The sequence below is a fragment of the Candidatus Methylospira mobilis genome (assembly GCF_009498235.1).
Taxonomy (GTDB): Bacteria; Pseudomonadota; Gammaproteobacteria; order Methylococcales; family Methylococcaceae; genus Methylospira; species Methylospira mobilis.
This window is the reverse complement of record NZ_CP044205.1, coordinates 771365-784591: the sequence shown is the minus strand read 5'-3', so window position 1 is coordinate 784591 and position 13227 is coordinate 771365. Positions and strand designations below refer to the sequence as shown.

9 protein-coding genes are annotated in these 13227 nt (G+C 55.9%); 5 read left to right on the top strand and 4 right to left on the bottom strand.

The window, feature by feature from the left end:
- Positions 1-3: 3 nt before the first annotated feature.
- The 4 genes from F6R98_RS03265 to F6R98_RS03250 form a co-directional block, all read right to left on the bottom strand.
- The gene (locus tag F6R98_RS03265) at positions 4-1287 is read right to left on the bottom strand and encodes a formylmethanofuran dehydrogenase subunit B (RefSeq protein ID WP_153247749.1); all 1284 of its coding nucleotides are present in this window, start codon (positions 1285-1287) and stop codon (positions 4-6) included.
- 453 nt (positions 1288-1740) lie between these two features.
- Positions 1741-3135: a glutamate decarboxylase gene (locus F6R98_RS03260; protein ID WP_153247748.1), complete on the bottom strand. Its 1395-nt coding sequence runs from the start codon at positions 3133-3135 to the stop codon at positions 1741-1743.
- Positions 3136-3177: 42 nt separating this feature from the next.
- Positions 3178-4242 carry a nitrilase-related carbon-nitrogen hydrolase gene (locus F6R98_RS03255; RefSeq protein ID WP_228125065.1) on the bottom strand — a complete coding sequence of 355 codons (1065 nt, stop codon included), beginning with the start codon at positions 4240-4242 and terminating at the stop codon, positions 3178-3180.
- Between the two features lie 400 nt (positions 4243-4642).
- On the bottom strand, positions 4643-4963 hold the full coding sequence (locus tag F6R98_RS03250; RefSeq protein ID WP_153247747.1) for a hypothetical protein: 321 nt from the start codon (positions 4961-4963) through the stop codon (positions 4643-4645).
- A gap of 419 nt (positions 4964-5382) precedes the next feature.
- Between F6R98_RS03250 and F6R98_RS03245 the strand changes: the two genes are divergently transcribed.
- From F6R98_RS03245 to F6R98_RS03225, 5 genes are all read left to right on the top strand, one after another.
- Positions 5383-6591, top strand: a complete 1209-nt coding sequence (locus tag F6R98_RS03245; protein WP_153247746.1) for a polysaccharide deacetylase family protein — start codon at positions 5383-5385, stop codon at positions 6589-6591.
- Positions 6592-6661: 70 nt separating this feature from the next.
- Entirely contained in the window at positions 6662-8134 is a 1473-nt protein-coding gene (glgA, locus tag F6R98_RS03240; RefSeq protein ID WP_153247745.1) for a glycogen synthase GlgA, read from the top strand.
- Between the two features lie 33 nt (positions 8135-8167).
- On the top strand, positions 8168-9631 hold the full coding sequence (locus F6R98_RS03235; protein ID WP_153247744.1) for a glycosyl hydrolase family 57: 1464 nt from the start codon (positions 8168-8170) through the stop codon (positions 9629-9631).
- Positions 9632-9658: 27 nt separating this feature from the next.
- On the top strand, positions 9659-11845 hold the full coding sequence (gene glgB, locus F6R98_RS03230) for a 1,4-alpha-glucan branching protein GlgB (protein ID WP_153247743.1): 2187 nt from the start codon (positions 9659-9661) through the stop codon (positions 11843-11845).
- 161 nt (positions 11846-12006) lie between these two features.
- Entirely contained in the window at positions 12007-13038 is a 1032-nt protein-coding gene (locus F6R98_RS03225) for a type IV pilus twitching motility protein PilT (protein WP_153247742.1), read from the top strand.
- Positions 13039-13227 lie beyond the last annotated feature (189 nt).

Genomic DNA, 13227 nt, shown 5'->3' with positions numbered 1-13227 from the left:
GGGTTACTCCTCTAAAGCCTTTTCTATCGCCGCCAGCACCGCAGAGCCTGTCGGTAAATTGGAATCGCGCAATTTGTGCAACGGCAGGCATACGACGTTATCGCAACGATACATATGCCCGGCATGGTCGATTCCGGGCGTGGAAACGGGGATGTACACATCCGGTTCACGCTCGAAGCGCATGCCGGAGCGGCCTATCACTACGGTGGGAATATGGGTTGCCGGCGGCGCCAGGCGCGCGTTGAGCGTGGAAATCCATATCAGTACATCGGCTTCGCCGCTTTGCAGGAGACGAGCTACGGAAAAATGGTAAGGATCGTACTCGGGATAGCCGCGCGCATAGCTGATGCGCGTCGGGTAGCCGCTTTGCCATGCAAAGACCTGACTCGCCGTTCTGTCGCCGTCCTGCCCGCCGAGCGGCAGAATCGCGGAGCGCGTCAGCCCGCCGGCATTGAGCGCAACCACTGCTGCGGATAATTGCTGAACGGTCAGATCGGCATGCGCGTAAGCCAGATGTCCCGCCGCCCAGGTAAAAACGCTGTAGTGAGCCTGCTTTACCCTTTCCAGCACTGCGGCCAGATCCGCAACAGCGATACCGCCGACATGAGTGGCCTGCAGACGGGCGCCGTGAGTCAAAGCGTTGAATGCTGCGGCGACAGCCGGTAAATCCTCCAACGCGCAAGGCAATACCACGGGCTTGCGGCCATCCGGCGCAGTAGAAGCTTCGCCTGAAGGCGCGCGTCCGATATAGATGATTTCGCGCTTGCCGGCATCCTGACCGAACAGCGTTTCCTGCGGCCAGATAAAGCGTTCGTAGAAACGCGGAAAATCGCTTTCGATATCGCTGCCAAAAACCACCAGCACTTCGACGCGGTTTTTCAGCTCGCCCAGCGTGGTGGCAAACCAACCGGAATCGGCCAGCACCAGCAAGTTGCGCAGGCCGCCTTCCGAGCGCGCCTGATCCAGAACCGCGCCGCTGCGATCCGCAAGCGAAAGCGCGGCGCGCGTATCGTTCACATCGGTGCCGAAACCGCTGAACACCGGCAGCCGCGCCGCTTTCAGCAAGCCCGCCACGGCAGATACCGCCTCCTGCAGCGTTACGTCCTTACCGGCAACACGCGGCTGCGTATCCGTCAGCGGCTGCTCGAAACCGGCAACCGTGATGCTGTCGCCGTTCTCCAGCACCTTCAGGGTATTGCCGCTGACTTGTATGGTCAGATCGTCTGAAGCAATACCGCAAAACGGGCTGGGAACATTTTCCAAAACCCGCGTGTTAGTTTCCACCATACCCTGCCCCCTCGGGGTGTAATCGCCGTTGCCGCCGATTTATGCCAGTAAATCAACAGCATCGAATGTTTATGATCTTGACGGCCAGATTCTACGCTCCAGCCCCATAATCGAGTACAACAAGAATAGGGAATAAACAGACGCTTTTCAAGCGCTACGCTATCAACTAATAGCATGCAAAGGACATCCGCGGAAGGCTGCGTATCGTCATCCGGAAAAGACGCCGGCCCTTACCCCAGTCAAGACGCAACAGGTTGGCATGACCTGGTAAGAGGGGATATACATAGCGCATCCGCCTAACCCCGGATACCGTAACCCAAAGTTATTTCTGACCATATGCCAAGTACAGCCCATTATCGAACAGGATGCTGAGGAAACTCAGCAACGATAAATCAAGGCCGACCTTTCCCGAGCTATTGCAAAAAACTGTTCAGGCTGATTCTGGACAGGACCTTAGCAGATAGGGTGTTTTTTTATCTTGCCTGGATGACGGTGATTGGGCTGATCCACATCCAGGCGCTTCAAGGCGCGCTCCACATCCTCGGAGAACATCTCGGCCATATCGCGACTGAAGTTTTCTTTTACCACCACGCGCATCACCGCTATGTCCTGGGCATCGGGCGGCAAGGTATAAGCGGGCACGGCCCAGCCGCGCTCGCGGAGCACTTCGCAGATCTGGAACACCGTATAGGCGTTGTCGTCCTTGAGTTTCAGCACCACTACCGGCAGATAGTTGCGGTCGGTAAGCAAATCGAAACGTCCCAGCGCCATGAGCCTTTCTTCAAGATAGTGGGCGTTACTCATGATATTGGTCATGATGCGGGTATAACCAGCTCGGCCCAAACGCAGAAAGTTGTAGTACTGCAGATAAACCTGGGAGGCGGAGCGGGAGAAGTTCAGGCTGTAATTGAGCATCTCGCCGCCCAGATAATTGATTTTGAATATCAGATCATCGGGTACGCAGGTCTGATCCCGAAAAATTATGCTGCCCATGCCTGGATATACCAGACCGAACTTGTGATTACTGACATTGATGGAGCGCACCTGTTCCAGGCGAAAATCCCAGGCCACCTCAGGATTGACAAACGCCATCACGAATCCGCCCGACGCCCCATCAACATGCATCGGAATATCCCAGCCCTGCTCAGCCTTAACCTTGATCAACAGTTCATTGATGCCTGCAAAGTCGTCGTTTTGACCGGTGAAGGTCGTCCCCACCACCACGCCGACAGCAATGGTGCTCTCATCCAGCAGCGGTTCCACATCGTCAGGGCCGATCACATACTTTCCGGGCCGCAGTGGAATAACGCGTTGTTCAACGTCGAAATAAAGAGCGAACTTTTCCCAGCATGAATGCACGTCGGCTCCGAAGATCACGTTGGGTCTGGATGCATCCAGGCCGGCGGCTTCGCGCTTTTTCTTCCAGCTCCATTTATGGGCCAGCAGACCCAGCATAATGGCCTCGGAAGAACCTACTGTGGCAGTTCCCATCGCAGACACACTCGTTCCGCCTGCTACTTCCCTGGGCGCATGCAGGATGTCGGCCGTCATATTCACCACCCGCTGATGAATCGCCAGCGTGGTGGGGTATTCATGAAAGTCGATGAAGTTGATATTGCTGGTTTTCTGCAACAGATCGTCAGCCTCGGGTTCCATCCAGATAGTCACGAAACTGGCGGTATTCAAGGCCGGGTTGCCGTTCAGATTCAGCTCATCCAGAATGATGCGCTGGGCGGTTCCGGCGGGCATGCCTTCATCCGGCAAATCGTATTTAGGCGCCACTTCGCACATGTAGCGGCTCGCATAGATGGCGTTGGATTCATTCTGGTTTTTTTTGGCGATAAGCATTTTCGACTCTTCTATGATTACAATCGGTTGAGAGTGCACAACTCATTCGGGCGTTTCAGGATAGATATGCGTCTTGCCGGACTCCTGATTCACATAGGTTTTTGCTGAAAGCTGGCCGTACAGACTCCAGCGGCGATCAGTGAAGTAATGGGTGGACATCGATCGGTCGCGGATACAGGTTTCCGGGTGAGTGGGGCCATAGTAGCCGGGTACGCAGTCGGCGATCATCAGCATCTGATCATTCCAGCCCGATCCGGGTTTGTCCGGTCTGGCCGGAGGAAGGCTGATCTCGGGCAGCAGAAAGTTGCCGTGAGGATCCACCAGACAGCTGTTGCCCAGATAGCCTCCCACTACCTGGCCGTCCAGAACCTCCAATCCGCGCCGGTTGCTGTAGGCGCAAAAAAACTCGTTTTGATAGGCGTTGGCGCGGATTAGAAAGTCTACATTAGGGTACGCAGTTTTAGTTTTTTCTCCGCTACGCAGGATGATGAAATCATCGGCAGCGGTGGGGATCACCAGCAATTGCGCTCCTTTCAGAGCCAGGATGCGGGAAAGCTCGGGGAATTCGGCCTCGTAGCAGTTCAGTACGCCCACGCCCACGCCGTTGACTGCGAAGACCGTATAAGCCTCGCCTTCCTCTGGATAAACATAACCAAACGACCAGTTGTTGCGCTCATCGCCGCCCCAGAGATGCGTTTTGCGGTAATTTTTCAGAACGTTGCGATCCGGGCCGTAGACGATGATGCTGTCGTAGTAGCGGCGCTCTCCAGCCACTGTGGACGCTTCCGGGTACGGGCAAATTATGGCGAGACGATTCTCCTCGGCTGCGGCTGCCACCTGCTCCAGGATGCCTTCGCGCTGAATTCTTTCGGCCAGCTCGTGGGCCGTAGCTGCGTCCATCACGTTGTAGCCGGTCAGAAACAGTTCGGGGAAGCTCAGCAGGTGCGCCCCATAGGCGCCGGCCTGGGCCGCAGCGTCGCGTAGCACATCCAGGTTATGCTCTATTGCCGCCATATCGCCTGCAGGTCCGAAGCCCTGATAGAGCCCCAGGCGCACATGCGGCAAATCGGCGGGAATGCTGTTACTGATGAAACTCTGAATAATCACGATACTGTTCCCTTATCCGGATTCGTTGAGCGCGTTCAGAATAGCAGGATAATCGAAAGTCTCCCCAAACCGGCATTGCACACGGGGTAGGTGTAACGATTTCTGCGTAAATGAGTAAAGTAGCCCGGAATCCCAGCCCAAACCTACATGCCAGTGAAATCCAATAGTCAAATACCGTTCTTTCAGGCCGAATGTTCCGAAACGACTGAGGCGAGCCGTTCGCTACAGATTGAAGTCAACGAGTAATTCCGGCGCGCCCGTATTTTAAGCAATGGCGTTCCGTCTTTGTGTTCGAACGGCCATTTTCCTTCATTATCAAATACGGCTGATAAGTCGTTGCCGGGGTAAATCACTGAATCGCCAGTGGGACGCCCTTGGAAGACGAAAAAACGAGGGAACCTCACTTTTGCAGAATATTCCTGGCTTGCACATCAGCAACGGGCGTGATGTCGCGCGGTTCGACCAGACGCAATAGGCTCGGCGAGACATTCCAGCGATGACCATCGTTGGTTACCAGCGAAACCGTTTTTTTGTTATAGCGGATGAGCGTTCCGGTGGTAGTGCGTAAATCGTCCGTCTCAAAACAGACCTGAGCGCCAATCGAGAATTTCAGCATACTGGCATGCGCTCGCATTTGCCGAAGAAAACGCTGGGGTTTCACAATTCTGTGGTTGAGGTCAACGAGTTCGGATTCTGTAAACTGATCGATATTCAGGCTCATGTCGGGTTATTTTGCTTTTTGTGATCAACGCGGATATATAAGCGCTTATGCGCGGTATTTTGTCAAGGTTACCCATACGGGAACGCCCATTATCATCGCCGGTTTGCCCGATTACATGCATCATAATTTCCCTGATTAGCACTAATCTTCACAAGAAGCCTATCGTCAGTGGAAATAAACCGGAAACTGCCAGCGTTCCCGGGCGAGATTCCGGGCTGTGCCAACTGTCAGTGAACTTCAGTGCTAATCAGGTAACTTTTATAGACATACTGCACCGCACAGTCAGAGTCCATCCCTCCCGGCCTGAACACCGGTCGCTTTTGATGCCCCGGATGAATACTGGATAGTTATAGAACGGTCATAATCGGTTATTATCATGCCCAATCGAATTGTAGATCACGGACTCGAGGAAGCAACGTATGCACACTATCCACCACGCGTTAGTACTGAACCTTCATCAACCTGCGGGAAACCTGGATGAACTGCTGACTTACCAGCCATGGGAAACGCGGGAAGTACTGGAAGCCATGGATCGCATTCCTCGCTCGCTGTGGGGATACGAGGATGTCGGCAGGGTCCATCTGTCGTTGTCAGGCACCCTGCTGGAAACGCTCTCGGATCTCGATTTCCAGAGCCGCATGTACGGCGTGGTCGACTGCGGATCCCTGCTCTGGTATTTTCAAAACCTTTCCATTTTCCGGATCTTGGGCACCGGATATTATCACCCGGTATTGCCGCTGATCCCGGAAGCCGATCGCGAGGAACAGATACGCCGCTGGCAGGGAATAGGCCGCCACCTGTTCTGGCGCGACCAGTTTCAGGGCTTCTGGCCGCCGGAGATGGGCTTCAGCATGGAACTGATCCCGCTGCTGCAGCGCGCCGGATATCGCTATGTGCTGGTGGACAGCGAGTATGTGGAAGCGGTTACGCCGATGACATGGCAGGAACTGCGCTACCGGCCTCATGTCGCCCGCTACGGCGATGCCGAAATCATCGTCGTGGTGCGGGACCGGGATTTATCCAATGCCCAGGAATCCGGCATGGATCTGGACTGGTTTACCAGGGAAACGGCTGCGCGCACACAGGGCTGCGATTTTGAACCGCTGGTCACAACCGCCACCGACGGCGACAATGGCGGATGGTTCCGCAACTGGCAGCCTCAGGCCAATTTCTGGGGGTTTTACCGAAGCCTGATGGATTACACCCGTTCCGGCGGCGCGATACGCCCGACGTTTATCGACGACTATCTGGACCGTTATGGCGTCAGCGGCGAAGTCAGGGTAAACACCGGCGCATGGAATACCGGTTGGCATCACGGCCGCGACTTTCTACAATGGACCGGCTCCCAGGCGCAAAAAGAAGCGCTGCTCAGAGTGGAGACAGTGAGCAATGCCGTACAGGACGTACAAAAACAAGCCAATAAACAGGAGAGGGAAGCGCATGAACTGCTCGAACAGGCGCGCTGGCTCTTGCTGCGCGCGCAAACCAGTTGTCACTACTTCTGGGGTGAGGCGTGGCTGCCGCGCGCTCATCAACAGATGGACGACAGCCTGGCCCATCTTGAGAAAGCCCGACAAACTTTAAAAAACAGGCCTGCGGGATACGCACTGCGTACTTTGCGGGACTGAATCCCACAAGGCGCGCGCCGCGCGCCCTGCCGCTGATAATATGGAATTATAAAACCTGTGAGGTAGAGTGATGTATATCGTCATGATTGCTTCCGAATGCGCGCCGGTAGCCAAAGTAGGCGGGTTGGGAGATGTCGTATTTGGATTAACCCGCGAACTTGAAATTCGCGGTCACTCCGTGGAAATCATATTGCCCAAGTATGATTGCATGCGCTACGACCACATTTGGGGTTTGCAGAAATGCTATGAAAATCTGCTGGTGCCATGGTTTAACTACCATATATCCTGTACGGTTTGGTTCGGTTTCGTACATGGTCGCAAATGCTTTTTTATCGAGCCGCATTCGCCGGAAAACTTTTTCAATCGCGGCGCTTATTACGGTTTTCCTGACGAGCACGTGCGTTTTGCGTTCTTTTCCAAGGCCGCACTGGAGTTTATGCTGAAATCCGGTAAGCGCCCGGATGTGATTCACACCCACGACTGGCAAACCGCGCTGGTTCCGGTCATGCTCTATGAAATCTATCAGCACATAGGAATGTGGCACAGCCGGGCCTGCCATACCATCCACAATTTCAAGCATCAGGGCATCGCCGGAGCGAATATACTTTGGCTTACCGGCCTGGGACGGCCCGAGTATTATTTCCAGCGCGATCGCATGGGCGACGATTTCAACCACAGCGCGATCAACTTCATGAAAGGAGCGGTGGTCTACGCCAATTTCGTCACCACTGTTTCACCGTCTCACGCCTGGGAGGTACGCCATAGCGACTGGGGCTACGGCCTGGGTCATGTGCTGCACCAGCACCAAAGCCATTTTGGCGGCATATTGAACGGGCTGGATTACGATATGTGGAATCCGGAAAGCGACCCGCATATCCCCTATCATTACAGCGCCGGCGATATAAGCAATAAATACAAAACCAAGGAAGCCTTGCGCCAGCGCATGTTGCTGCGCGATGCCTACAAACCCATCGTCGCCTATGTCGGCCGGCTGGACCCGCAGAAAGGCGTGCCGTTGATCCGCCATGCCATTTTTCATGCGCTGCACAGGAACGCCCAATTCGTACTGCTCGGTTCCAGTCCGGAATCCGGCATCAACGCGGACTTCTGGGCCATCAAGCACCATCTCAACGATAATCCCGATTGTCACCTGGAAATCGGCTATAACGAAGAGCTGGCGCATTTGATCTACGCCGGCGCCGACATGCTGGTGGTTCCCAGCCTGTTCGAGCCCTGCGGTCTTACCCAGATGATCGCGCTGCGCTACGGGACGGTGCCTATCGTGCGCGCAGTAGGCGGGCTGATCGATACCGTATTCGACTGGGATTTTTCCGAACGCCCCAGACAGGAACGTAACGGCTTTGTTTTCCATCAGACCGACAACCTGGCCATAGAGTCGGCGATGGATCGCGCCATCGGCTTATGGTTCAATGAACCCGAGCAGTTCCACGAACTGGCGATCAACGGCATGCGCTATGACTACTCGTGGAACCAGCCCGGCAAGGATTATGTAAACATTTATGAATATATTCGCGACAAGTAATTCCCCCGATATCCAACACAAGGAGAAGGTTCCATGACTCAACTGGCGGAATATATAGACGGTTTACCCAATATCTGCGGCAGCGAAGCCGATATTGCCAAGGCCATTGCCGAAACCAAAGGACGTCCGGTATTTCTGCCGGAAAGCGGGATCGATTTCAGCCGCGTCAAAAGCGCATACGCCAACGCGCTGCACATGCAGCAGCCGTTGATCCCGGCAGGCGGAGGCGACCTGCGCACTGCGGAGATCATCAGCAACCTGCAGTACATGATGGAAAATCCCGGCATCGGCGACAATCATAACGCTTCGGTGTTCCACCAGTGTTACAAGCGCATGGGAGAATTTCTGTCGCAACTGGTGCACGAAGGCAAACAGCCGCGCATCATGCTGGAATACTCCGGTGTGCTGTTCCATGGCCTGCGCAAAATGGGACTGAACGATGTTTTCGACAGCCTGAAAACCATTACCTGCAACCCCGATTACCGCCATTGCGTGGAATGGCTGGGAGCGCCGTGGGGTCATGCGGTCGCGCCCTCCACGCCGGTGCAGGACTTCCGTCTGCATGTGCGCGCATGGCAGCATCATTTCGCCGCCATCTTCGGCCTGGATGCGCTGGCGCGCGTGCGCGGTTTCTCTCCGTCGGAAATGGCGCTGCCCAACCACCCGGACGTAGCATACGAATTCGTGAAAACGCTGGTCGACTGCGGCTACCAATGGGTGCTGGTGCAGGAACACACAGTGGAGCATCCGGAGGACGGCGCGCATCCGCGCCGTCCTCACCTGCCGCATCGCCTGGTATGCACCAACTCCAGGGGCGAAACCGTCAGCATCATCGCCATCGTCAAAACACAAGGCTCGGACACCAAGCTGGTCGCGCAGATGCAGCCTTACTACGAAGCGCTCGGCCTGGCGCGCGTCGATCTGGGAGGCCATCAGGTGCCGCCGCTGGTCACGCAAATCGCCGACGGCGAGAACGGCGGCGTAATGATGAACGAGTTTCCGCCCAAGTTCATGGACGCGATACGCGAGAGCAGTCACAGCGCAACACCCGCCGTCAATGCGACCGAATACCTGGAGTATCTGTTCACGCTGGGCTTGAGCGAAAAGGATTTTCCGGTCATCCAACCCATATTCCAGAAGCTGATCTGGGATCGGATGAAGCCGGGAGACGGAGTGGCTCGGCTCGGAGAAGTCATAGCCGATATCAGACAGCAACATCACCAGTTTCACATGGACGGAGGCAGCTGGACCGGCAACCTGTCCTGGGTCAAGGGTTACGATAACGTCCTCAAACCGATGGAAGAAGTCAGCGCGCGCTTCTACGACAAAGTCATCGCGTCCGGTGTCCCGGCTTCGGATGCGCGTTACCGCAACGCGCTGTTCCATCTGCTGTGCTCCCAGACCAGCTGCTTCCGTTACTGGGGCGAGGGGCTATGGACCGACTATGCGCGCGAGATTTGCCGCCGCACCGACGCCATCCTGACTTCCGATTTTTGATACCCGACCTCAACAGGGAAAACATGTATGCATAACCCGCATCTCACTACCGAACAGATTCGAATCAGCGAAGCCCGGCACCATGACCCTTTCGCTGTGCTGGGACGGCATACGGATGCTGACGGCACCGTGATACGCGCATTTTTACCGCATGCAACGGAAGTGCGCATCGCCGAAGGCGGAATGGTTCTATCGCGGCTGCCGGACAGCGCTCTGTTCGAATGGCGCGGCGACGCTTCGGCATTGCCGGCGCATTACAGCCTGATCTGGCGCGATCACGCGCAGATTGAGCACTGCTCGCGCGATCCGTATACCTTCACGCCTCAAATCAGCGACTTCGATCTGTATCTGTTCGGCGAAGGCCGGCATCGGCATACCTACCGTTTCCTCGGCGCGCGCAACCATCAGGTCGATGGCGTCGGAGGCACGCTGTTCGCGGTATGGGCGCCCAATGCCGAACGCGTCAGCGTCGTCGGCGACTTCAACCGCTGGGACGGACGCACGCATGCCATGCGCGTGCGCGGCGGCAGCGGCGTCTGGGAGCTGTTCATTCCCGACCTGGAGCAGGGCCATGTTTACAAGTACGAAATCCGTAACAGGCACGATGGCGGGGTACTGCTGAAAGCCGACCCCTATGGACGGCAACAGGAACTGAGGCCGCGCACCGCTTCGATCATCCCCAACGACGGACACTATCAATGGCGCGATGATCCATGGCTGGCTCGGCGCGCAACGGCGGATTGGCAGCATAGTCCGATGTCGGTTTATGAAGTGCATCCGGGCTCCTGGCGGCGTGACATGGAAGGCGAATTTCTAAACTACCGCGAACTGGCGCACAGTCTGGTCGATTATGTCAAAGACATGGGATTTACCCATATCGAACTGATGCCGATTACCGAACATCCGTTCGACCTGTCCTGGGGCTACCAGGCAACCGGTTACTTTGCGCCTACCAGCCGTTTCGGCACGCCGGACGACTTTCGCTATTTTGTCGATCACTGCCATCAGAACGGCATCGGCGTGCTGCTGGACTGGGTGCCTGCGCACTTTCCGAAAGACGCTCACGGTCTGGCGCGCTTCGACGGCACGCCGCTGTATGAGCACGCCGACCCGCGTCTGGGCGAACATCTGGACTGGGCGACGCTGATTTACAACTTCGGCCGCAACGAAGTGAAAAACTTCCTGATCTCCAGCGCGGTTTTCTGGCTGCAGGACATGCATATCGACGGTCTGCGCGTCGATGCCGTCGCCTCCATGCTGTACCTGGATTATTCGCGCGAAGAAGGTCAGTGGGTACCGAACCAGTACGGCGGCAGGGAAAATCTGGCGGCTGTCGATTTCCTGAAAGAAATCAATATTGCGGTACACGAGGAATGCCCCGGCGTACTGATGATAGCGGAAGAATCCACTTCATGGCCGCAGGTCAGCCGCCCTACTTACGTAGGCGGCCTGGGATTCGATCTGAAATGGAACATGGGCTGGATGAACGATACCTTGCGCTATATGGAAGAAGATCCCATACATCGTCAGTATCACCACGGCATGATTACCTTCAGCATGCTCTACGCTTTCACCGAAAACTTCATGCTGCCGTTCTCGCATGACGAAGTAGTGCACGGCAAAGGTTCCATGCTCAACAAAATGCCGGGGGACGAATGGCAGAGCCATGCCAATCTGCGTACGCTGTACACTTACCAGTTCACGCATCCCGGCAAAAAACTGCTGTTCATGGGTACCGAGTTTGCGCAGGGACAGGAATGGAACAGCATAGGCACGCTGGACTGGTATGTGCTGGATTATCCGCTGCACCAGGGCATGCGGCGCATGGTGAAGGACATCAACCACCTGTACCTGACCAGCCCGGCGCTGTACCGTTACGAATTCGATTGGCAAGGGTTCGAATGGATCGACTGCAACGACAACCGGCAGTCGATCCTTTGCTATCTGCGTAAGGGCGACGGCGACGAAATCATGGTTATCGCGCTCAATCTGACGCCGGTGGTGCGTCAAGGCTACCGCATCGGCGTTCCGCTGGAAGGCAAATATCGCGAAGTCTTCAACTCCGACTCCACCTATTACGGCGGAAGCAATGTCGGCAATGGCAACGGCGACCTGCTGAGCGAGGAGCTGGAGTGGATGAACCGTCCATATTCCGTGCAGATCGACCTGCCGCCGCTTGCGGGGGTCGTGCTGGCTTATCAGGGTAAGAAGTAGACCATCAAAATCGGGATACGCAGGTTTGGAAGCGGAACCCTTGGCCCGCGAGCGGTCGGCTATTCGCGGGCTAAAGCCCGCTCCTGCAAACAGGGAATTGCAACGATAGCTGAAAGTTCTGATAATTCAGCTTTCTTCGCCCTTACAAAATTCATTCGCCCATGGATATTGCCGAATTACTCGCCTTTTCCGTCAAAAGCGGCGCGTCCGATTTACACCTGTCCGCAGGCCTGCCGCCTATGATACGCGTGGACGGCGATATACGACGCACCAATGCGCCAGCGTTGGAGAACAGGGAAGTCCACGCGCTGCTGCACGGCATCATGAACGATCGGCAACGACGGGATTATGAAGATCTGCAGGAAACCGATTTCTCTTTCGAGTTGCCGGGCATCGCGCGTTTTCGCGTCAATGCCTTTCATCAGGATCGCGGCGCTGCCGGCGTATTCAGAACCATTCCCTCCACTGTCAAATCTCTGCAGGAGCTTGGCTGCCCTCCTCTTTTCGAAGAAATCACACGTCAACCGCGCGGCCTGATTCTGGTCACCGGACCCACCGGTTCAGGTAAATCCACGACGCTGGCGGCTATGGTCGATTACATTAACAGCAACGACTATTCGCATATTCTGACCATTGAAGATCCGATCGAGTTTGTGCATCAAAGCAAGCGCGCAGTGGTAAACCAGCGCGAAGTGCATCGCGACACCAGAAGCTTCAGCGATGCGCTACGTTCGGCCATGCGCGAAGACCCGGATGTGATCCTGGTCGGCGAGATGCGCGATCTGGAAACCATCCGTCTGGCGCTGACCGCCGCAGAAACCGGCCATCTGGTGCTGGGCACCCTGCACACCAGTTCCGCCGCCAAGGCCATCGACCGCATCATCGACGTTTTTCCCGCTGCCGAAAAAAGCATGGTGCGCTCCATGCTGTCGGAATCGCTGCAGACCGTCATCGCGCAAACCCTGCTGAAAAAAACCGGAGGCGGACGCATAGCCGCATGGGAAATCATGACAGGCACGGCGGCCATCCGCAATCTGATACGCGAAGACAAAGTGGCGCAGATTTACTCCGCAATGCAGACCGGCCGCAAGGACGGCATGCAGACGCTGGACCAGCACCTGCAGGAACTGGTCGGCAAAGGTTTAATCTCGCAGCAAATCGCCGGTGCAACCGGCAAAAACGTTTTCCAGTAGTTCCGTTCCATAAATCGCATCACTATGCAACCGGCGCGGCAGGTAATGTGATTCTGTTATTGGAAGCCTGAACAGTGAAACTACTTATCCCGGAGTCCGGATGAGTTCAAAGTAACATCCGAGTAAATTGGATGCCGTCAGCCCCCGGAGCAAGCCCGGGGGCTGATTCTGACGACATCACGCTAACTA

Excerpts from the sequence above, each read along its gene's own strand:
- F6R98_RS03265 (WP_153247749.1), bottom strand. The coding sequence starts at position 1,287 with ATGGTGGAAACTAACACGCGGGTTTTGGAAAATGTTCCCAGCCCGTTT.
- F6R98_RS03260 (WP_153247748.1), bottom strand. The coding sequence starts at position 3,135 with ATGCTTATCGCCAAAAAAAACCAGAATGAATCCAACGCCATCTATGCG.
- F6R98_RS03250 (WP_153247747.1), bottom strand. The coding sequence starts at position 4,963 with ATGAGCCTGAATATCGATCAGTTTACAGAATCCGAACTCGTTGACCTC.
- F6R98_RS03245 (WP_153247746.1), top strand. The coding sequence starts at position 5,383 with ATGCACACTATCCACCACGCGTTAGTACTGAACCTTCATCAACCTGCG.
- glgA (WP_153247745.1), top strand. The coding sequence starts at position 6,662 with ATGTATATCGTCATGATTGCTTCCGAATGCGCGCCGGTAGCCAAAGTA.
- F6R98_RS03235 (WP_153247744.1), top strand. The coding sequence starts at position 8,168 with ATGACTCAACTGGCGGAATATATAGACGGTTTACCCAATATCTGCGGC.
- glgB (WP_153247743.1), top strand. The coding sequence starts at position 9,659 with ATGCATAACCCGCATCTCACTACCGAACAGATTCGAATCAGCGAAGCC.
- F6R98_RS03225 (WP_153247742.1), top strand. The coding sequence starts at position 12,007 with ATGGATATTGCCGAATTACTCGCCTTTTCCGTCAAAAGCGGCGCGTCC.